This is a genomic window from Lactobacillus crispatus, from assembly GCF_018987235.1.
Classification (GTDB): domain Bacteria; phylum Bacillota; class Bacilli; order Lactobacillales; family Lactobacillaceae; genus Lactobacillus; species Lactobacillus crispatus.
On sequence record NZ_CP072197.1, the window covers coordinates 2,098,278 to 2,118,295 of the forward strand.

The window sequence follows — 20,018 nt, forward strand, 5'->3', positions numbered from 1 at the left end:
ACAATTCTTAACAACAGTAGCTTCTGCTACATATGGTTGTAAGCTTAATTAATAATTATCTGTACTGCGTTTTCAGTACCAGATTAGTTAACAATCGCCTTCGTGGAATCTTTATCAAAGAAGTGAGCTTTGTTAACATCAAAGCCCATCTTAACCTTGTCACCTGGCTTGTGATAATCACGTGAATTTACAATAGCAGTAAATTCAGTACCATCAACTTCTTGGTGAAGCTGAATAGTTGCACCTAGAAGCTCTGAAACAACAACCTTTGATTCAATTACTGAATCTGGCCATGTTTCCATAAATGCTTCTTCTGAGTGAATATCTTCTGGACGAATACCGAAGACCAAGTCTTTATCGTTGTAGCCCTTTTCTTCCAGCAGTTTTGCCTTACCTTCAGGAATACCAATATTCAAGCCTTTGCCATCAGAAATTCGACCGTCCTTGTAGTGAACATTGAAGAAATTCATTTGTGGGGAACCAATAAATCCGGCAACGAACATGTTAACTGGATTGTTGTAAACTTCAAGTGGTGAGCCGATTTGTTCAACTCTACCAACAGACATTACAACAACTCTATCAGCCAAAGTCATCGCTTCAGTCTGATCGTGGGTAACATAAATAGTTGTAGTACCCAAGTCTTGGTGAAGCTTAGCAATTTCAGTACGCATTACCACACGCAATTTAGCATCCAAGTTTGATAAAGGTTCATCCATCAAGAAGATAGGTGCCGCACGAACGATTGCACGTCCTAATGCAACACGCTGTCTTTGACCACCGGACAAAGCACCTGGCTTCTTATCCAAGTACTCTTCAAGGCCTAACATCTTAGCTGCTTTTTTAACCTTTTGATCAATTTCATCTTTAGGCGTGTGACGCAACTTTAAACCGAAGGCCATGTTGTCATAAATGGTCATGTGTGGATACAAAGCGTAGTTCTGGAAAACCATCGCAATGTGTCTGTCCTTTGGAGCAACATCGTTCATTACTTTATGATCGATTTCCAAAGTACCCTTACTGATGTCTTCCAAACCAGCAACCATTCTCAAAGTAGTTGACTTACCACAGCCAGATGGACCAACGAAAACGATGAATTCCTTATCCTTGATATGTAAGTCAAAGTCGTTAACAGAATATCTGTCGTTACCTGCATATTTTTTGTAAATATGGTTTAAATCAACCTCAACCATTGTTTCCCCTACTCTCTTTAATTATTTTTCATTAAAAACTTTTTCAATTTCACTCAATTTCAACTCAGCAGTTGTTGGAACGATGTAATCAGCTTCTTTCAAAAGCTCCTTATCACCAATTCCTACGGCAAATTGACCTGCGGCCTTGATTGCTTCGACCCCAGCTTTGGCATCTTCAAAACTGATTACTTCATCAGCCTTTAACCCTGCAATTTCTTGCGCTTTGATGTAAATTTCAGGATCTGGCTTACCATGATGAAGCGTTGCTGGATCAACAATGCCATCAAATTCATCCATAATACCTAATCTAGTTAAAATCTTAGGAGCATTCTTAGAAGCAGAAGCAATTACCATCTTTAAGTTTTGCTTCTTAGCATCTGCCAATAACTCAGAGATCCCAGGCAAAATGTCCTTTGGCGTCATTGTTTCTACTTGTTCAACAAATTTAGCGTTCTTTTCTGCAGCAAACTTTTCTTTTTCTGCTTCGGTGTATTTGTCTTCTTGACCACCGTACTTCAAGATCAGGTTAAGTGAATCCATTCTTGAAATACCACGCAAGCTATCAAGTTGAGCATCTGTTAAGGTAATGCCTAATTCCTTAGCTAAATTGTTCCAAGCTGTAAGGTGAAACTTAGCTGAGTTAGTTAAAACACCATCTAAATCGAATAACAATCCTTTAAGCATTTGTAGTTTCACCTTCTTTAAGAGTAACTTTCTTATCGTGAACTAATACATCAATATCTTCACCCTTAAGCAAAGTAAGCTTAGTTCCTTCATGATCAACATAAACTTCGATCAAGCGACCACGGTAGTTGATCTTGAAGCTGTAGTGATCCCAACCTTCAGGAACAAATGGGTTAAACTTCAATTGGTTGTGATCGTAACGCATGCCTGCGAAACCTTGAACAATTGTAAGCCATGAACCACTCATTGAAGTGATGTGCAAACCATCAACGGTGTCGTTGTTGTAGTTATCAAGGTCAAGACGAGCAGTTCTTTGGTAAAGCTCAACAGCCTTCTTTTGCTTGCCAAGTTCAGCAGCTAAGATTGAGTGAATACATGGTGAAAGTGAACTTTCGTGAACTGTTAATGGTTCGTAGAAGTCGAAGTTCTTTTCCTTTTGTTCCACAGTGTATTCATCGTTCAAGAAGTAGATACCTTGTAAAACATCGGCTTGCTTGATGAATGGTGATCTCAAGATCTTGTCCCATGACCAGTGTTGGTTAATTGGACGTTGATCTTCGATTTCGCTAACTGGACGAATATCCTTGTCTAGGAAGTCATCTTGTTGTAAGAAGATGCCTCGTTCCTTGTCTTCTGGTAAGTACATGTTATCTACGATGTCTTGCCATTTAGCCTTTTCTTCGTCAGTTACGCGAACTCTTTCTTGAGCTTCCTTAGTAGCAAGTGGCAAACGTTCCAAAGTGTATTTGAGAAGCCATCTTGCCATGGTGTTGGTGAACCAGTTGTTGTTTACGTTGTTTTCGTATTCATTAGGACCCGTTACACCGTGCATTACGTACTTGTTACGCCACTTTGACCAGTGAACTCTAGCTGCCCAGAATCTTGCGGTACCAACTAAAACGTCCATACCTTCGTTCTTAACGTAGCTGTCGTCGCCAGTGTAATCAGTGTACATAGCGATTGCGTGAGGAATGTCCGCATTTCTGTGAATTTCTTCAAAGGTGATTTCCCATTCATTGTGACATTCAATCCCGTTGAAGGTAACCATTGGGAACAATGCACCTGGTAAGCCTTGTTCTTTAGCGTTATGGTATGCGCCTGGCAATTGATCGTGACGGTATTGTAAAAGTGCCCGAGTAACACTAGGATCAGTAACACATAAGTACATTGGAACAATGTAGGCTTCAGTATCCCAGTAAGTAGCACCACCGTATTTTTCACCGGTAAAACCTTTAGGACCAACGTTAAGACGTTCATCTTCACCGTAATAAGTCATGAATAATTGACAAATGTTAAAGCGGATACCTTGTTGAGCGGCATCATCACCAGCAATTACAACATCTGATTTGTCCCAGCGCTTTTGCCAAACGGCTTCATGATCAGCTAAGTTTTCTTCAAAACTCTTAGCTTGAAGCTTGGTCATCAATTCAGCTGCCTTAGCATCTTGATCATCTGGTTTGACGTCACGACTAGTAACAACAATGACATCTTTTTCAAGATCGTAGCTTTCGCCTTCATTTAACTCAACTGAAAGCTTTTCATGAAGTTGGGCTGCTTCAGTTGAAACATCACCCTTAACTACTTCACCATTATGACGAAGACTTTGCTTAAGGAGGACTGTAAATTGTGGAACCTTGTATGGGTTAGCCTTAGTTTCAACCTTAATAGTTCTTGCTTCAGCATTTTCACCTAAAGGCATCCAGAATTTTGCATCGTAGTTACTGTCTTCGTTAACAACAGTTCCATCAAGTGCTGCATCAAAGTCGATCTTAGCTTTACCACTTAAAACGATAGCCTTAACTTTAATTAAAGCTGCTTCTTTTAAGGTAATATGTAAAAACCTTTCGAATTCGAATTTAACCTTAGTATCCTTACCTTCATAAGTAAAACTTCTAGTCAGAAGACCTTGGTGCATATCAAGTGCTAAGTAGAAATCACTAAACTTAACTTTAGCTAAGTCAAGTTTTTCACCATTAATCGTAATTCCCATGTTGATGAAACTTGGTGAGTTAGGAACCTTACCAAAGTACTTTGGATATCCGTTCTTCCACCAACCAACACGCGTCTTATCAGGGAACCAAACACCAGCAAGGTAAGTACCTTGTAAGCTGTCACCTGAATAGCCTTCTTCAAAGTTTCCTCTCATACCCATGTAATCGTTGCCGATTGCAGTCATACTTTCTTGCAATCTTTTATCTTTTGGTTCGAACTTATGGGTAACGACCTTCCAAGGATCAATTTCAAAAATTCGTTTCATATATTCTATCTCCCGTAATATTCGAGGTGCTCTCTTGTCTACGCTTTCATTGTCCTTTAGTTGAAAGCGGTTTACAATATTAAATCTACTGTTACCGTTATCAGGATTAGTTAATAGAAAAAGAAGGTAGATCTTAATCTGCCTTCTTTTTTTGCTTATTAAAAGTAACTTTTAATGAACACTCACTACAAAGCCTTTTGGTGCCAATTGATTATTCTCATAATCTTGACTAAACGTGTTCTCACAATTGATCTCTACTGGATGATCGGTCGTGTTAAAGTATGCTTTAATGCTTTCATTCCCCTCACGATCGACCTCAATTAACCCATTCTCTGTTACGTGTAACTTAATTCGACCTTTACCGAAAGTTTCATCATGTTGCAAACGAAAGTCAATCAATTGATGAACTCGTTGCCAAACCGGGCCGTCTTCTTTTGCCCAATCCATTGGTTTACGACAATCAGGATCGTTGCCACCAGTCATACCCATTTCAGTTCCATAATAAATGCATGGACTACCCTTTTGCATAAATTCAAAAGCTAAGGCTTGCAAAGCCAAATCTTGGTCTCCATTAGCTACTGTCAAAATTCGGGCTGTATCGTGTGAATCAAGCATGTTCATCATGGCTGCATTGGTAGCATCCCGGTATTTCATCAACTGGTCGGTCAGACGACTAGTTAATTCTTGTGCTGACAGCTTATGCTTGAAAAAGTGATCTTCAATCTGCAATGTATATGGGTAATTCATTACGCCAGTAAATTCATCACCATTAAGCCATGGCTGAGCTGAGTGCCAAACTTCACCTACAATATAAAAATCAGACTTGATATCAGTAACGGCCTTGTGGAATTTCTTCCAGAAGTGGTGATCAACTTCGTTAGCCACATCTAGCCGCCAAGCATCAATATCAAAGTATTTTACCCAGTAAGTAGCAATCTCTAACAAGAAATCCTGTACTTCTGGATTAGCTGTGTTCAGCTTTGGCATATGCTTTTCAAAGGCAAAAGTATCGAACTTAGGACTACCCTCACCCTTTAATGGATCGCGGTAAGGTTCAACTGGATATTCATTAATGTGGAACCAACTAGCAAAACGAGAACTTGGACCATTTTTAACAACATCTTGCCATTGCATTGATTGATCACCCAGGTGGTTGAAAACCGCGTCCAGCATGACCTTCATTCCGCGGGCATGAGCTTCATTAACAACTTTCGCAAATAAATCCTTGTCGCCGAATGCCGGATCAACTTGCAAATAGTCAATCGTATCATATTTATGGTTAGAACTGGCTTTAAAAATAGGACAGAAATAAAGGCCATTAACACCCAGTTTCTTCAAGTAATCTAGATGGTCAAGCACGCCTTGCAGGTCACCACCATAGAAGTCTTCGCGGCCAGGATGATCCTCCGGATTCCACGCTTTAACCCCTTGGGGATCATTAGACTTATCACCGTTTGCAAAACGTTCTGGAAAGATTTGGTACCAAACAGTATGTTTAACCCATTCTGGCGTTTTCACCATATCAATTTCATGGCAATATGGCACTTTGAAATAAGAACCATCTTCCATAATGGCCTTGTCTACATCACCGCTAATTGCACGATCACCGACAACTACACTAGTGCCATCACTGCCAATTACTTCAAAGGTATACTTCAAGCGATGATATGGTGCTTCAAGCGTAATGCCCCAATGATCTTCACATTGCCCTACGCCAATTTTTTCCATCTCACATGTTTTAGCCTGTTCAAGTGGCAAATAATTATCGCAGTAGTGAACAATTACTTTTTTAACGTCATTTTTAGCACTGTGAAAACGCACGCGAACATGACTTGGATCAACTACAAAACTATCTTCACTTTCAGTTCGGTGTCTTAAAGCTGCTAATTGCATATATTAATTCTCCTTTTTCAACACAACACCTGCATAAGGCATCAAAGTTAATTTTTCATTAGTTAATTGATATTCTCCCGCTTTTAGTGTTGCAACAGTATAACCGGCTGGTATTTCAACAGTTGTCTTTTGATCACTCAATGAAACAGCTACAATGGCACTTTCATCATGTAAATCACGTTGATAAACATAGCTATTCTTATCCGTTGAAATCATATAATACGTTCCAGTCTGGAATAAGGCTTCTTTTTTGAGTTCCAGCAGTTCTTTGTAAAAATTAAACATGCTGGTGGTATCGTTAATCTCGTTAGCTACGCAAGCATCATCCTGTTTAATACCTGTTATCCATGGTTTAACTTCACTAAAACCATGGTTCTCAGTTGCATCCCACGGCATTGGACCACGGGCCGGCAATTTATGTGTTTCACTAACCATAGCTAAGGCCGCATCTTTGCTCAAAACTTTTTCTGCATCCTTTAACCATGGCGCTACAGTTTGATCTTCGAATTGATCTGCACTAGTGAAATGTAGATTCTTTAACCCTAATTCTTCACCGTAATAAATTACTGGAATTCCGCGTTGCAAATACATCAACATCGCCAAGCTCTTAGCCTGAGTCTGTGTTCTAGCTACGCGTGTAGCCAAACGGGCCATATCATGATTATTCCAATAAAGAGTAGGCTGCGATACGCCTGCTAATGTTTGTTGCCAAACCACTTGATTTTGTTTAAAGGCCGTCAAGTCTAACTTTTTAGGCTGATATTGCTTTGAAAAACGCTGATCACAATTAGAATCATCATCGGTAAAGTACCGGAAGGTAATTACACTATCCATTAGGTGATTACGCTTAGTCGTGTAATCAACAGCTAGATTGACACTAGCACTTGCAGCTTCACCTAATAAAAGCGTATCTGGATAATCCTGCTTAATCTGCTCACAGAAAGGCCGCATCCATTCCTGCACCTGTGGTAAGTTAGCGAAAAATGGTTCCGCAACAATTGGCTTGTTCACGTCCCCATCTCCAGTTGGATAATTTTGTCGCAAATCTGCCTTGCCAATATGGATAAAAGCGTCTAAACGCAAACCATCAATCCCTTTTTTCAGCCAATACTCTGCCACTTCCAACATAGCATGTCGAACTTCGGGATTTTTCCAATTCAAATCAGGCATCCGTTTATCAAACAAGTGAAAGTAAGATTGACCTGTGCCTGCTGGATCTGGCTCCCATACACTGCCACCAAAGAATGAACCCCAGTTATTAGGTCGCTTGCCATCATGACCAGCGAAAATATAGTAGTCTCGATAAAGGCTATCGGGGTTCTTGATGGCATCTTGGAACCAAGGATGTTGATCAGATGTATGATTCAAGACAAAATCCATGATGAGGTGAATTCCTGCTCGATGTAGATCCTTGATTAAGTTCTCCATATCTTCCATTGTTCCCATGTGTGGATCGATTGCGAAGTAGTTTGAAACGTCGTAGCCATTGTCCACCTGTGGTGAAACAAACACCGGATTTAGCCAAACAGCGTTAACTCCTAGATTTTTCAAATAAGGGATGCGTTTGCGAATACCATTAAGGTCACCAACGCCATCGCCATTGCTATCTTGAAAAGACTTAGGATAAATTTGATATATAATTGCGTGATCGTACCAATGTGCCATAATTAATTTCCTCCACGCATAGTTTAAGGGAAATGAGAAACCGTTTTCAACATCATATTTATTGTTAGCGGTATCAAAAAAGCACAACTCAAATTTGAATTGTGCTCTTTGCTTACTTCTTTTTAAATATCATGTTCCAAACATTCCGCCACTTGCTGCCTTTCTCCTGCAAATCAGCCACTGGCTGCGTTACCTCAATACAGCCAAGATATTTTCCTTGATCATTATGCAAACTATAAAAGGCAATGTTCACCGGAATCCCATCTTTATGAATCATAATCGACAATTTACCACGTTTGCCTTCGTGCATCTGCTTTAAAACTGCCTTAACATGACCTTGACTGTGACCGGGATGAACTTCAAAGACAGTTTTGCCGATATCTTTTTCAGTTCGCTTAAATAAGCGATGTTTATTCATCGATGACCAAACAACCACGTCATTTTCATCTAAGACATCCATTTCTTGGGGAATAGTCTCAAAAATAGCATTTAACTGCTCAACGCTTAAACTGCCACCTACTAATTTAATATTATCTGTCATCTACTTTGCCAACCTTACAACCTCACGGGCAATCATCAATTCTTCGTTGGTTGGCACAATCATGGCCTTTACCTTAGAATCTGGCTTAGAAATAAACTTTTCACCATCAGTATCATTTGCCTTATAATCAGGCTCCAAGCCTAAGTAACGCAATGATGACATTACGCCGGCCCGAACGCCGGGATCATGTTCACCAATCCCAGCAGTAAAGACAATACCATCGATACCGTCAAGTTCTGCCGCATATGCACCAACATAACGGACAACGCGGTTAACAAAAATCTTTCTTGCCAGCCATGCATGCTTATTTTTACTTGCTAACAGATCCCGCATATCAGAGGAAACGCCTGATACACCGAGCATCCCCGACTTATGGTTTAACATATCAACGGCTTTTTCAATCGTCATGCCGGTCTTTTGCATAATATATTCAAGGGCTGATGGATCAAAGTCGCCGCTACGTGTTCCCATTGCTACCCCAGTCACAGGACTAAAGCCCATTGAAGTATCAAGTGACTTGCCATTTTTAACCGCAGTAACTGAAGAACCAGAACCTAAGTGACAAACAATCAATTTTACTGTATATGGGTTCTTGCCCATCATGCGCGCTGCTCTTGGAGCAACATAGCTAACAGAAATGCCGTGAGCACCATACTTACGAATACCATATTTTTCATAATACTTATATGGAATTGGATAAAGATAATTAACTTGATCAAGACTAGTATGATATGACGTATCAAATACTGCCACTTGTGGCACATCTGGAACAATCTTCATAAAAGCCTTAATCCCCATTGCTTCTGGCACATTATGCAAAGGGGCTAATTCACCTAAATCAAAAATTTGTTGCAGCTTTTGCTTATCAATTAAGACGGAATCTTTAAAGACTTCGCCCCCGTTAACCACTCGGTGTCCAACTCCAAATAATTCGTCTAAGTTCTTTAAAACATGAAACTTCTTTAAATTTTCAATTAACAAGCTTACAGCTGCTTCTTGGTCTGGAATTGAAGTATTTTTAATATATTCTTTGTCGTCGTTCAACTTTATTTTAAAAACAGCATTGTCCATTCCTACACGATCAGCCATCCCTGAAGCAATAACTTTTTCGTCTGGAAATGAAAAAAGCTTATATTTAAATGATGAACTACCAGAATTTATTGCCAAAACTTTTTTCATAATCGTGACCTCTATTCATATTTTATCTCTCAATAAATTGCCTCTTGTTTCCAGTATAGCGCTTTCACTCATAATAGGAAACAATTTTAAAGGCAGTTAAAAAGCACCTCTGAGTTATCAGACGTGCTCGTTATTTTTTCGATTTATCTAGTTGATTGGCGCCGAATCAGCTTCGGTTTAAGCATTACTTCACCTTGAGGTGAACCTGATTGGGCAATCTTTTGCAGTAGCATTTTAGCTAACATTTCACCCATTTCAAAAATTGGTTGTTTAATTGTCGTTAGCTTTGGATTAGAAACTTGATCTAAAAAGACACCATCAAAACCAATAACTCCAAAGTCTTCCGGAATTCGAGCGCCTTCATCTTGCAATTGCCGTACAACACCCACTGCAATTCGATCACTGGCACAGACGAAACAAGTATCTTTTTTAAATTCCTTAAAATGTTCATGAATAACATCTTGCGCAGCATGACTATGATTAGAAACCCGAAAAATTTGTGGTATCAACTGGTGTTGTTGCAAAGTGTTGATATAACCAGCTTCACGTGAATATTCAAATGGCTCTTTTAAATCAATTCCAATAAAGATAATGTGCTTATATAACCGGTCTAAAGCATATTGAGTAGCCATCTTCTCTGCTAACTGATTATCAGAATCAACAAAGTCATAGCCGCGGTGATTTTCACCAAATAAAACAAAAGGCTTATCGAGTTTATCAAATAATTCATAATCTTTGTTTCGCGCCCCGGTAATTAAATAGCCATCTGCATGTTCCTTTTCAATTTGATTAGGATCCGTAACTAATTGCATCGCATACTGCTTAGTATTTAAACCACGAGCAAAACCAAAAAGCAAGTTCATATAGTATGGCTCAGTGGTATCAATATCTTCTAAAGTGACGAATTTTACCACGTTAGTCCGATTATTAACTAAAGCCTGTGCAATTGAATTGGGATGGTAGTTTAGTTTCTCCATTGCTTTTTCTACCATTGCTCTTAATTCTGGCGTTACTTGCTCAGGATGATTAATCACTCGTGATACCGTCATTTTTGATACATTTGCTTCTTTAGCAACATCTGATAAAGTAGTCATATTATTCCTATTCTAAGTACATCTTTCTGAATCGGTTTAAATCTTTTTGGCTAAAGCCAAGCTCTTTTTTGAAAAATCCATCAAAACTGCCCCAGCCTTGGCGAATAGTTTCCGTAATTCCACGAATAGCCGGTCCCTCTCCCTTGGTAATATTCATTTTAGAAACTAGGCTAGCAATTTCATTATCATCGGGGAACTGTTTAGCCAAAGCAAAGTCATACAATTCATTGGTCAATAAATAATCACGCGAAATGGTGTCATCATCAACACCTAATGCAGTTAAGATCAGTGCTGAAGTCATTCCAGTTCTATCTTTGCCTGCACTACAATGATAAACTAGCGCATCTTCTTCAGGTAATTCAATCAATTCCGCAAAAATTTTAGCAAATTCATGTTGGCTATGTGAATTAAGCAAAACCTGTTGGTAAATTTGACCAAGCCAATTGTCACCCATATCAGGAATATGATGGACAAAGCGATATAACTTGTTATCGCCTTTATTTTGCTTGCGGTTTTCAGAATAAATATGTGCATCAACAAAACGGACATTTGACCAAAGCTTGTCAGGCGCTGAATTTTGTTCATACTTAGAGCGTAAATCAACATCTACGGTAATTCGGCGTTCAACTAACTTTTCTTGATCTTCCTTCGACAAGGAGCTAAGTGAATCAGAACGATATATTTTGTTCCACTTTACATGTTGACCCTTGTCATTTTGGTAGCCGCCGATGTCTCTGAAATTCAGCGGTCCATCCAAAGCTAATATTCGATCATGCTTCATTTTTCCTTGCCTTTCCTCATTAAAGTGTTAATACCGTACTTTTATTATATCATTATCAGTCATGTGCAAATAACCGAGCAGCACGAATTGCACGTTGCCAACCTGAATAAAGTTTTTCACGTTCAACTGCACTCATTTTCGGCTCAAAGGCCTGTCCAATCGTAAAGGTATGCTTTAACTCGTCAATATTTTTCCAATAGCCAACGGCAAGGCCAGCTAAAAAGGCTGCACCCATGCTGGTTGTTTCCAGCGTTTTAGCGCGTTCAATTTCAATCCCTAAAATGTCAGCCTGAAACTGCATCAGGTAATTGTTGTTGCTAGCACCGCCATCAACACGTAAAGCAGGAATTTCAATGCCTGAATCTTGTTGCATCGTATCAACAACGTCACGGGTTTGATAAGCTAATGACTGCAAAGTTGCTTTAATTATATCCTTGTCAGTAGTTCCACGTGTAACACCGAAGATTGAGCCACGAGTCTCCGCATCCCAATATGGTGCGCCTAACCCAGTGAAGGCAGGGACAACGTAAACCTCGTTCTCTGATGTCGACTCAAGCGCTGCTTGTTCAGAGTCTGGCGCATGCTTAATCAACTTCATCGAATCGCGTAGCCATTGAATTGCACTACCAGCCACAAAGATTGATCCTTCTAAAGCATAAGTAATCTTACCATTAATGCTATAACCAATGGTCGTTAACAGATTATTGTTAGAGTCTGTTGGCTTGTCCCCTGTGTTCATCACAATAAAGGCACCGGTGCCATATGTGTTTTTCACCATTCCTGGTTTCAAAGCTAGTTGACCAAATAAGGCTGCCTGTTGGTCACCGGCCATCCCAGCAATTGGCACTTGTCCACCAAAGAACATATATGACGCTGTTTCACCATAAATCTCTGAATTCGAGCGCACCTCAGGCAACATTTGCTTAGGAATATTGAGCAAATGCAAAATATCGTCATCCCACTTGAGCGTGTGAATATTAAACAGCATGGTCCGTGAAGCATTAGTGTAATCAGTCACGTGTTTAGCACCATCAGTTAACTTCCAAACTAGCCAACTATCAATCGTGCCAAAAAGCAACTTTCCCTGTTCAGCTTTTTCTTGCGCGCCAGGTACATGATCAAGAATCCAGCGAATCTTAGTTGCACTGAAGTATGGGTCAATAATTAAGCCTGTTTTTTGACGAATTTCATCACTATAGCCTTCTTTTTTTAATTTTTCAGCTAATTCTGTTGTCTGCCGTGACTGCCAAACGATTGCATGATAAATTGGCTCACCTGTATCCTTGTCCCAAACAACGGTCGTTTCACGTTGGTTGGTAATGCCAATTGCGGCAATTTGATTAGGCCAAATGCCCGAATTAATAAAAGCATTGGCAATTGTTGTTTGGACCGCCATCCAGATTTTATTAGCGTCATGTTCAACCCAGCCAGGCTCTGGAAAATATTGGTGAAATTCTTTTTGGGCAGAAGCAACTTCACGTCCATCATGGTCAAAAATAATTGCTCTAGTAGAGGTGGTTCCTTCATCGATTGCTAAAATATATTTTTCTGTCATAGTTATTCTCTTTTCTGCAAAAGCGCTTTCTTATAATATTACTGTTTTTCTAATGCAGATTCTAGCAGTTAATATAATAGATACGGTATAATTTTTATAAGGATTTTTCAAGGAGGGCATTTTAATGGAAAAAAATCAAAAAATTGCGGTAACAATTGCGGGTAACGATAGTGATGGTAGTGCAGGAATGCCAGCAGATTTGCATTCATTCTATGCACGGGGCGTTTATGGCATGGGGCTGATGACCGCGGCTGTAGCTGGTAATACAAAAGGAATTTTTGCCCAACAAATTATGCCGCTTGATTTTATCCAAAAGCAATTCGATGTGTTAAACGACGACTTCAAGATTAATGCGACTAAGACAGGGATGCTGGCTAACAAGGAAATTATCGATTGCGTTGCCGATAATCTTGAAAAATACGACATGGGTAAAATCGTGCTTGATCCCGTCATCATCACTAAGCACGGTGCCACCCTACTTGACGATGATGCCTACCAGACCTTCTTAGACAGATTATTGCCGCTAGCCGATGTAATTACGCCTAACTTTTATGAACAACAAAAGCTAACTGGCTTGAAGCTAAATAATAAGAAAGAAATTCACGCAGGCGCTAAAAAACTACAAGAAATGGGTGCTAAAAATGTCTTGATGAAGGGACGTCATGACTCAGATAATCAGACTGAAGTAACTGATATTTTGTTGACTGAAGATGGCGCATTTCACGAATTTACCAAGCCTTTCTTTAAGACTGATCGCGTGAATGGCACAGGTGATACTCTCTCCGCAGTTATTGCGGCAGAATTAGCTAAGGGAAAGTCTGTAATTGATGCTATAAAAATTGGTAAGGACTTTACTTACGCTGCAATTTCTCACCCAATTGATGTTGGTTCAAAATGGGGTCCGATCAATCACTTGGCTGCACAGGAAGAAAATAGATAGAAAAAACACCGAAGCTCAGATTTTGAACTTCGGTGTTTTTATGTCTGTTTTCAATTAAATCATTGCTGTGTAGAGATACAGTATTACACAAATAATGAACGCTATTACGTATCCCATGATTATGCTAATAACCCAATGAATATGATGATGTTGCATCCAAGTAGCTAGCCAGTCGCCCAGGACTAGACAATATGATCCTACCAGCCAGTAATTGATCTTTTTCTGATTAATTGCTGGTAATGGCAAGATTAAGATTATTATCAGTGTTACAGCTAAAATGTATTTTAGAGCTTGATAAAGTTTGGGACTCAGTAATGATTCACGCAATTTATTTTACCTTCTTAAGACCTACTATTTTACCTGAATCTAGTGTGCAAACTTTTGTTAGCTTATCACTGCTGTACTTGTATAACGTACCTTCATCTGAAAGACCAGCATTATACTTGATAAAAGCATAATACTCATTGTCTAATTTAAACAAATTCAATATTCCTATTAAATATTTACTTTGCTTAACTAGATTACTAATTAACTTAACAAAAGTAGGATCAGAGCTTATTCGTTGATCTTTATTTAGTTCCGCTTTATCTAGTGCTAGATAGGTAGAATTATTCTCTTTATCAGCATGATCGTGATAAATTTGAGAATCAACTTCTATAGCTTTGACAAATTGTCCTTTTGTAGATGAATCTTTTCGAATTTTTCCATTATTATAAATTTTAAAAAATGAAAGATTATCACCATTATCCGACGTTACTTTTGCTTCTAATATTGGGCTTGAATTGCTAGAATATTGGTTATGCAAACATACTAATCCCATTATCACAATAATTATAAAAACAGTGATAATTACCGTATTTCTTTTAGTCATAAGTTTCGATTTCCATTAATTTTTGGATTTACTTATTTCTTATAGCTCTGAATGATCCAAAATATACCAAGCATAATAAAAAAGATCGATAATACTACTAGTTGCATAACTGGTTTATATCTAAGAAAGCATGAATCTATTAGAAATACCACACCAACAGTAATAATTGCTATTCCAGATATTTTACTTTCTTTTTTCATAATAATTATTGTAACAGCAATTAGGATTACTACTGTAGTTACAATGGAAGCAACGTCGACTTGCATTAACTTAAGTTTTTCCTTCCATCTAAGTCTTCAACTATTATTTTAAATCATGTAAGTTCTCCTGCGATTGACTTTGTATCATATTTGTTACAAAGTCTTACTCAAGCCAATTGGCAATCATATTTCCATATCCTATTTTCCTAAGCTCTTGTTTAATCTCTTTTGCTTTGTCCATTTGATCTAAAAATAATGCTTTCATATAAAACACTTCAATTCTATAAATCATCAAGTGAAACGACTCAGTAGCATCAATAATATATTCCATCGCGTCATCAATATGATCAAAATGTGTAGTTTTCTTATGAACCTTTCTGTCGTAACAAACCACCAGATAATTTTCTAGCAATCTTAAATATCTTTCAGTCGTTAACTCTGAAAGCTCAGATTTTTTTGCAAAATCAAGCAAGCGCCCAATTAAAAAGTCCAATTCATCTTGTGGCCACATCGGCATCGTATTAGCCAATAATCGCAGTAGGTCTGGTCGCTCAAGCCAATTATTCCCTCCATCAAACTCAGCTTTTATCTTCGTCCTGATTTCTACATCAATCTTGTCAGTTTCACCCTTAAAATCTGCCGAAGTAATTAATGCTCGCAACTTCAAAACCTCATTATTAGATGAATTCATTATCTGCTGACAATACTTATCCAAAGCTTCAGTATCTTTTGCACTAACTGCTAGATTCATTTTAAATTCAAATTGCTTCTCAACTTTTCGTTCTTCTGACGTATAATCATCTTGAATAAGATCACAAAACTCTACTAGATCAACTTGATGCTCAAGCAATATTTTAAATAAGCTCTCCGCATTTATGCGATTTTTGCCACTTTCAATCCTTGCGTAAAAAGGACGACTAAGGATCCCAGCACACATTTGATCCTGTGTTAGTCCTAATTTTATTCTTTCTTTGCGTAGTGCTTCTCCAATTTTAATAAAAATAGCACTTTATATTTTTTAGTCAATGAAAAAAGCAGCAATGAAATTAATCATTGCTGCAAAACTCCAATTATCAATAGTGATCCTTACATGAATATATAGTTATACGCGTGGTGCTAGTTAAATCGTTTTAGTTAATAAAAAAGTCCAATCTTGTTAGACTCGACTTGTAAATAGTAATAATAGAAAAGAGTCTGATCTGATTGAACTGCCTTAAGCTTAAGCGTTTTAGCCACCATTTACAAGTTAGTTTTAAAGATTTAGTGATAATTTGTCGGCACTGGTATCGTTTGTATGCACCGGCTGAGTTTACTCATCGGCGAAATATTGATCAAATTAAAACTACGGACAGTCTGATTTTGGCTTTACTTATCTGGCAAGCTAAGACAGGAATTGAATCACAAAGAAGATTCTGTGAATGTTTCAATTGTTTATCACACTCACGTTTTAATCGGCGTTCACGTCAGCTATTGCAATTGATTTATCAGATACGGCAAGAAATGAATAAAAAGGTTGACCTGAATGGACATTTCTTGATCATTGACAGCTTTCCGGTACCTGTTTGCCAACCAATTCGCAACTATCGTGCTAAAATTTTTCGCGGTTATGCCAACATTGGTTATAAGGCCACCAAGAAAATTTACTTCTATGGTTTCAAAGTTCATGCCATTGTTAGCGATGACGGTTACATTCTTGATTATGTCGTAACAAAAGCATCAGTTCATGATGCCAAGGAGACAGTTGAACTGATGGAAAATGCACATCCATCTAATTACTATCTTCTTGGCGACGAAGGCTATTTAGGCAAAGAACTGCATCAACAGCTAAAACAAATGGGTTATGAACTTTGGACACCATATCGTAAAAATATGACAGGAGCTAAAAAGCACAATGATCATCAATTGATGGCTATTCGCAGAACAATTGAAAGCGACTTTTCGCTTCTGACCTATTACAATGCCGAGAACAATCGAGCACGTAGTCTGATAGGCTTTCAAAGCCGGTTGGAAATTGCAATTTTAGCTTATAATTTGGCTTATTGTCTAGAACGATTTAACTAGCACCACGCGTAAGTAATTTAAATAGAAAAGAGTCTGATCTAATTGAACTATCTCAAGCTTAAGCGTTTTTCTCACCATTTACAAGTTAGTTTTAATCGGTTAAATGTGATTTGTCGCTCGCTGTATAAGCTTTATGCGCCTGATGGACTTAAACATCGTAAAAATGTTGATCAGACCAAGCTTCCTGATAGTTCTATCTTAGCGATGCTCATTTGGCAAACTGAAATTGGAATTGAATCTCAACGAAGATTCTGTAAATTCTTCGTTGGCTTATCTCATTCTCGCTTTAACCGTCGAGCTCGAATGCTCTTGCCTCTAATTCGTTGTATCCGTCAGGCTTGGAATCAAGAAGTAAAGACAGCTGGAGAATTTTTGATTATTGATAGTTTCCCAGCCTGTTCGCAATTATCGTGTCAAGATCTTTCGGGGCGTAGCTGATATTGGTTATAAAGCAACCGAGAAAGTCTATTATTATGGCTTCAAGGTCCACGCAATAGTAAGCGATGATGGCAATTAGAAGAAGCATTGAAAGCGACTTTTCTTTGCTTAGTTATTACAACGCTGAGAATAATCGAGCAAGAAGTCCAGTAGGCTTTCAACAGCGGCTAGAAATAGCTATTTTAGCTTATAATATGGCATATTGTCTAGAACGATTTAACTAGCACCACGCGTATAGTTATCATTGATTTATGACAATCATAGACGATCCGATTTTTCGAATCGATTCGTCTTGACCATAACCCTGATAGATTTCTCTTTAAGGGCTCAGGCTTACCAATACCTGTAAATGGATGTCTTTTCATATCTTTCACAAGATCGTTTATTCTTGATACCTTTTTATAATCACCATCGTCATACCAATACACATAGTCGTTCCAACCATCATCCGTCCATGCTACGATCATGATTTTGTTACCTGCTCAGGATCAATTAGTTCATGTTGCTTTATCGTGCCTTCACTAACTTGTTTACGCCCTCTTTCAATCTTGTCCATTAGGTATTGATTAGATTGAATTTCTAATGTTTCAACCAAGGCATCATAATCTTCTTTACCTAATACAACCACATTATCCTCTGGTTCTTTATTAGTTACGATCAAAGGTTCACTATCATCATTGACTTGCTTAAAATAATGCTTTAAATTTTTACGAAAATTACTGTAATTAACCGCATCCATAGACTAACCCCTCCTTATATTGTACAACTTATTGTACTATATTTTTACTTATATTACTACCAAAAGCAATAATCGTAAATGGTTGAAAAAATGATTAACCATGGGACAGTTCAATTAGAGACACATTGTGGTGATCATTTGACCGCTCTTCTTTACAAAAAAAAAGCAATGATCTAGTCGACCACTGCTATTTATTTACTTCTTTTTCTCAATCACAAAATAATATCCTGCTGTCAAAATTTGAGCAACTCCCTCAAGTGCAATCGCCCAATCTGCACCAAAACGCGCTACAATCAGCCCGCCTAAAAATGAGCCAATCGGAATCATCGATGACAGAATCGAATCATTGATCGTCTCTATAGCATGAATAATCCCTATATGATATTATGTAGCTATTAACTATCTATTAACTATCATACAACTACAAAGGAGAAAACTATGACTGAAAAAGCAGCAATTAACATCCGTGTCAATAAAGAAACTAAGCAAAACGCAGAGAAAGTATTAAACAAACTTGGCATCCCTATGTCAGTTGCAATTGATATGTACTTACGTCAAATTGCATTAACTGATAGTATTCCTTTTGATCTCTCCTCAAAGAAAAGAGAAAATAGAAACGATCACGATACTGCAATGATGGTCGCAGAAGCTACAGCTCAATATGAAGTCGCTAAGTCTAGCTGGGAGGACAAATTAGCTGAAATCACTCCTGATTGGATGAATATGAACAAGATGAACAAGGAACAACTTGAAGCAAGATTAGCTAAACATGCTCAAGATGCAAGAAATGGTAAAGGTATTGAGATTAGCAAAGCGTTTGATAAGTTAAATAAGGAGTTAGGAATATAAGCATTATGCCAAAATACATAATCAAAGTAACACCTAACGTAACTATAGCACTTAAAGAAATATACCAGTCTATTTTAAAAGTATCTCAATCTCACCAAACAGCTCAAAATTATGTAGAAGATCTTGAGCAAACTATGCAAGCGTTAAATTATTTTCCAGAAAGATATAGAAAAACTCCTTCAGGAAAATACCGACGAGTTAATTTCAAAAAAATATGCTATATTCTACTTTATCGAAAACGATACTGTACACATTATTGATGTCATACTAGCTTCATCAAGTACAGTATTCAAATATTAATCCTTTGCCCCATTCTAGCTATTAAGCTATACTAGACAGAAGAAATTAAACGAACTAAGGAACAATAAAATGAGCGATAAATTAATTAAAATTGCATATCTCTACGAAGATTTAATGAATACTTACGGTGACTCAGGCGATGTTAAAATCTTGAGCTTTTTACTAAAGCGTGAAGGCTACGACACTCAAGTTGATAATATTTCACTTGGTGACGAATTCAACGCCTTTGACTACGATTTCGTTTTCTTCGGCGGCGGCCAGGACTTTGAACAAACTGTTGTCGCTAAAGACTTGCCACGTCACAAAGAAACATTGAGAAAATACATCAACGATGACAAGCCGATGCTTTGCATTTGTGGTGGTTACCAACTAATGGGTAGTTACTACAAGACTAATTCTGGCGTAACTATTCCAGGTTTGGATATTTTGCCACTACACACAGTCTTCAAGAGCGACAAGCGAATGATCGGTGACACCCGTTACATGACCGAATGGGGTGAGGTTAAGGCTTTTGAAAACCACTCTGGTCAAACTTACTTCGATAACAAGGACAAGTTGCATCCCCTCGGCGACATGATCGAAGGCTACGGCAACAACCCACAAGACCACGTTGAAGGCTTGCGCTACCGCAACTTTATCGGCTCATATTCACATGGTCCATTACTCAAGAACACTAACGTAGCTAATGCCATTATGAAAATGATTCTTGATTGGCACAAAGAGCGAGTTAGCGAAGCAGAAAAAGTTACAGAATAAAAAATAACCCAGTCAGAATTTTCTG

At 38.2% G+C, this 20,018-nt stretch carries 20 protein-coding genes and 1 pseudogene; 6 read left to right on the forward strand and 15 right to left on the reverse strand.

Annotated features, from left to right (window positions below):
* Nucleotides 1-83 precede the first annotated feature (83 nt).
* From J6L97_RS10295 to glpK, 10 genes are all read right to left on the reverse strand, one after another.
* On the reverse strand, nucleotides 84-1,190 hold the full coding sequence (locus tag J6L97_RS10295; protein ID WP_013086992.1) for an ABC transporter ATP-binding protein: 1,107 nt from the start codon (nucleotides 1,188-1,190) through the stop codon (nucleotides 84-86).
* 21 nt (nucleotides 1,191-1,211) lie between these two features.
* A complete protein-coding gene (gene pgmB, locus J6L97_RS10300; protein ID WP_054832993.1) occupies nucleotides 1,212-1,874 on the reverse strand; it encodes a beta-phosphoglucomutase in 663 nt (220 codons plus the stop codon).
* Nucleotides 1,867-4,131, reverse strand: a complete 2,265-nt coding sequence (locus J6L97_RS10305; protein ID WP_057726964.1) for a glycoside hydrolase family 65 protein — start codon at nucleotides 4,129-4,131, stop codon at nucleotides 1,867-1,869. The genes pgmB and J6L97_RS10305 overlap by 8 nt, the downstream gene beginning before the upstream one ends.
* Before the next feature lie 171 nt (nucleotides 4,132-4,302).
* Nucleotides 4,303-6,024 carry a glycoside hydrolase family 13 protein gene (locus tag J6L97_RS10310; RefSeq protein WP_013086994.1) on the reverse strand — a complete coding sequence of 574 codons (1,722 nt, stop codon included), beginning with the start codon at nucleotides 6,022-6,024 and terminating at the stop codon, nucleotides 4,303-4,305.
* Between the two features lie 3 nt (nucleotides 6,025-6,027).
* Nucleotides 6,028-7,689, reverse strand: coding sequence for an alpha-glucosidase (locus J6L97_RS10315; RefSeq protein WP_150399411.1), 1,662 nt, complete (start codon nucleotides 7,687-7,689; stop codon nucleotides 6,028-6,030).
* A gap of 112 nt (nucleotides 7,690-7,801) precedes the next feature.
* On the reverse strand, nucleotides 7,802-8,230 hold the full coding sequence (locus tag J6L97_RS10320) for a PAS domain-containing protein (protein ID WP_013086996.1): 429 nt from the start codon (nucleotides 8,228-8,230) through the stop codon (nucleotides 7,802-7,804).
* The gene (locus J6L97_RS10325) at nucleotides 8,231-9,409 is read right to left on the reverse strand and encodes an acetate/propionate family kinase (protein WP_013086997.1); all 1,179 of its coding nucleotides are present in this window, start codon (nucleotides 9,407-9,409) and stop codon (nucleotides 8,231-8,233) included.
* Nucleotides 9,410-9,552: 143 nt separating this feature from the next.
* On the reverse strand, nucleotides 9,553-10,503 hold the full coding sequence (locus J6L97_RS10330; RefSeq protein WP_005728205.1) for a LacI family DNA-binding transcriptional regulator: 951 nt from the start codon (nucleotides 10,501-10,503) through the stop codon (nucleotides 9,553-9,555).
* Nucleotides 10,504-10,510: 7 nt separating this feature from the next.
* Complete coding sequence (locus J6L97_RS10335) at nucleotides 10,511-11,284, reverse strand: tyrosine-protein phosphatase (RefSeq protein WP_005723724.1); 774 nt, start codon at nucleotides 11,282-11,284, stop codon at nucleotides 10,511-10,513.
* Nucleotides 11,285-11,339: 55 nt separating this feature from the next.
* On the reverse strand, nucleotides 11,340-12,839 hold the full coding sequence (gene glpK, locus J6L97_RS10340; RefSeq protein ID WP_057727002.1) for a glycerol kinase GlpK: 1,500 nt from the start codon (nucleotides 12,837-12,839) through the stop codon (nucleotides 11,340-11,342).
* 124 nt (nucleotides 12,840-12,963) lie between these two features.
* Here glpK and thiD point away from each other — a divergent pair, with 124 nt between their 5' ends.
* Nucleotides 12,964-13,779, forward strand: coding sequence for a bifunctional hydroxymethylpyrimidine kinase/phosphomethylpyrimidine kinase (gene thiD, locus J6L97_RS10345; RefSeq protein WP_057727003.1), 816 nt, complete (start codon nucleotides 12,964-12,966; stop codon nucleotides 13,777-13,779).
* A gap of 328 nt (nucleotides 13,780-14,107) precedes the next feature.
* On the opposite strand, the gene J6L97_RS10350 is transcribed toward thiD, so the two are convergent.
* Together J6L97_RS10350 and J6L97_RS10355 are read right to left on the reverse strand one after the other, a co-directional pair.
* On the reverse strand, nucleotides 14,108-14,650 hold the full coding sequence (locus J6L97_RS10350) for a hypothetical protein (RefSeq protein ID WP_057727004.1): 543 nt from the start codon (nucleotides 14,648-14,650) through the stop codon (nucleotides 14,108-14,110).
* A 363-nt stretch (nucleotides 14,651-15,013) separates the two neighbouring features.
* Entirely contained in the window at nucleotides 15,014-15,847 is an 834-nt protein-coding gene (locus tag J6L97_RS10355) for a helix-turn-helix domain-containing protein (protein ID WP_057727006.1), read from the reverse strand.
* A 206-nt stretch (nucleotides 15,848-16,053) separates the two neighbouring features.
* Here J6L97_RS10355 and J6L97_RS10360 point away from each other — a divergent pair, with 206 nt between their 5' ends.
* Nucleotides 16,054-16,911 carry an IS982 family transposase gene (locus tag J6L97_RS10360; RefSeq protein ID WP_118992340.1) on the forward strand — a complete coding sequence of 286 codons (858 nt, stop codon included), beginning with the start codon at nucleotides 16,054-16,056 and terminating at the stop codon, nucleotides 16,909-16,911.
* Between the two features lie 42 nt (nucleotides 16,912-16,953).
* Nucleotides 16,954-17,573: pseudogene (locus J6L97_RS10365) on the forward strand (transposase family protein).
* On the opposite strand, the gene J6L97_RS10370 reads toward J6L97_RS10365, so the two are convergent.
* The 3 genes from J6L97_RS10370 to J6L97_RS10380 all read right to left on the reverse strand — a co-directional run bounded on the left by J6L97_RS10370 (nucleotide 17,556) and on the right by J6L97_RS10380 (nucleotide 18,415).
* Nucleotides 17,556-17,816, reverse strand: a complete 261-nt coding sequence (locus J6L97_RS10370) for a Txe/YoeB family addiction module toxin (protein ID WP_057727062.1) — start codon at nucleotides 17,814-17,816, stop codon at nucleotides 17,556-17,558. The pseudogene J6L97_RS10365 and the gene J6L97_RS10370 sit on opposite strands and share 18 nt — an antisense overlap.
* Nucleotides 17,813-18,088, reverse strand: a complete 276-nt coding sequence (locus J6L97_RS10375; protein WP_013087009.1) for a type II toxin-antitoxin system Phd/YefM family antitoxin — start codon at nucleotides 18,086-18,088, stop codon at nucleotides 17,813-17,815. The genes J6L97_RS10370 and J6L97_RS10375 overlap by 4 nt, the downstream gene beginning before the upstream one ends.
* A 195-nt stretch (nucleotides 18,089-18,283) precedes the next feature.
* Complete coding sequence (locus J6L97_RS10380; protein WP_041811095.1) at nucleotides 18,284-18,415, reverse strand: hypothetical protein; 132 nt, start codon at nucleotides 18,413-18,415, stop codon at nucleotides 18,284-18,286.
* Between the two features lie 111 nt (nucleotides 18,416-18,526).
* Between J6L97_RS10380 and J6L97_RS10385 the strand changes: the two genes are divergently transcribed.
* The 3 genes from J6L97_RS10385 to J6L97_RS10395 all read left to right on the forward strand — a co-directional run bounded on the left by J6L97_RS10385 (nucleotide 18,527) and on the right by J6L97_RS10395 (nucleotide 19,993).
* Nucleotides 18,527-18,937 (forward strand): type II toxin-antitoxin system RelB/DinJ family antitoxin, encoded by a 411-nt coding sequence (locus J6L97_RS10385; protein ID WP_054833074.1) that lies wholly within the window; start codon nucleotides 18,527-18,529, stop codon nucleotides 18,935-18,937.
* 5 nt (nucleotides 18,938-18,942) lie between these two features.
* Nucleotides 18,943-19,197, forward strand: coding sequence for a type II toxin-antitoxin system RelE/ParE family toxin (locus J6L97_RS10390; protein WP_223876398.1), 255 nt, complete (start codon nucleotides 18,943-18,945; stop codon nucleotides 19,195-19,197).
* Between the two features lie 109 nt (nucleotides 19,198-19,306).
* A complete protein-coding gene (locus J6L97_RS10395) occupies nucleotides 19,307-19,993 on the forward strand; it encodes a type 1 glutamine amidotransferase (RefSeq protein ID WP_054833073.1) in 687 nt (228 codons plus the stop codon).
* Nucleotides 19,994-20,018: the final 25 nt, after the last annotated feature.

Excerpts from the sequence above, each read along its gene's own strand:
- J6L97_RS10370 (WP_057727062.1), bottom strand. The coding sequence starts at position 17,816 with ATGATCGTAGCATGGACGGATGATGGTTGGAACGACTATGTGTATTGG.
- J6L97_RS10350 (WP_057727004.1), bottom strand. The coding sequence starts at position 14,650 with ATGACTAAAAGAAATACGGTAATTATCACTGTTTTTATAATTATTGTG.
- J6L97_RS10320 (WP_013086996.1), bottom strand. The coding sequence starts at position 8,230 with ATGACAGATAATATTAAATTAGTAGGTGGCAGTTTAAGCGTTGAGCAG.
- J6L97_RS10330 (WP_005728205.1), bottom strand. The coding sequence starts at position 10,503 with ATGACTACTTTATCAGATGTTGCTAAAGAAGCAAATGTATCAAAAATG.
- J6L97_RS10390 (WP_223876398.1), top strand. The coding sequence starts at position 18,943 with ATGCCAAAATACATAATCAAAGTAACACCTAACGTAACTATAGCACTT.
- glpK (WP_057727002.1), bottom strand. The coding sequence starts at position 12,839 with ATGACAGAAAAATATATTTTAGCAATCGATGAAGGAACCACCTCTACT.
- J6L97_RS10310 (WP_013086994.1), bottom strand. The coding sequence starts at position 6,024 with ATGCAATTAGCAGCTTTAAGACACCGAACTGAAAGTGAAGATAGTTTT.
- J6L97_RS10335 (WP_005723724.1), bottom strand. The coding sequence starts at position 11,284 with ATGAAGCATGATCGAATATTAGCTTTGGATGGACCGCTGAATTTCAGA.
- J6L97_RS10315 (WP_150399411.1), bottom strand. The coding sequence starts at position 7,689 with ATGGCACATTGGTACGATCACGCAATTATATATCAAATTTATCCTAAG.
- J6L97_RS10395 (WP_054833073.1), top strand. The coding sequence starts at position 19,307 with ATGAGCGATAAATTAATTAAAATTGCATATCTCTACGAAGATTTAATG.
- J6L97_RS10380 (WP_041811095.1), bottom strand. The coding sequence starts at position 18,415 with ATGATTCCGATTGGCTCATTTTTAGGCGGGCTGATTGTAGCGCGTTTT.
- J6L97_RS10375 (WP_013087009.1), bottom strand. The coding sequence starts at position 18,088 with ATGGATGCGGTTAATTACAGTAATTTTCGTAAAAATTTAAAGCATTAT.
- thiD (WP_057727003.1), top strand. The coding sequence starts at position 12,964 with ATGGAAAAAAATCAAAAAATTGCGGTAACAATTGCGGGTAACGATAGT.
- J6L97_RS10295 (WP_013086992.1), bottom strand. The coding sequence starts at position 1,190 with ATGGTTGAGGTTGATTTAAACCATATTTACAAAAAATATGCAGGTAAC.
- J6L97_RS10385 (WP_054833074.1), top strand. The coding sequence starts at position 18,527 with ATGACTGAAAAAGCAGCAATTAACATCCGTGTCAATAAAGAAACTAAG.
- pgmB (WP_054832993.1), bottom strand. The coding sequence starts at position 1,874 with ATGCTTAAAGGATTGTTATTCGATTTAGATGGTGTTTTAACTAACTCA.
- J6L97_RS10305 (WP_057726964.1), bottom strand. The coding sequence starts at position 4,131 with ATGAAACGAATTTTTGAAATTGATCCTTGGAAGGTCGTTACCCATAAG.
- J6L97_RS10325 (WP_013086997.1), bottom strand. The coding sequence starts at position 9,409 with ATGAAAAAAGTTTTGGCAATAAATTCTGGTAGTTCATCATTTAAATAT.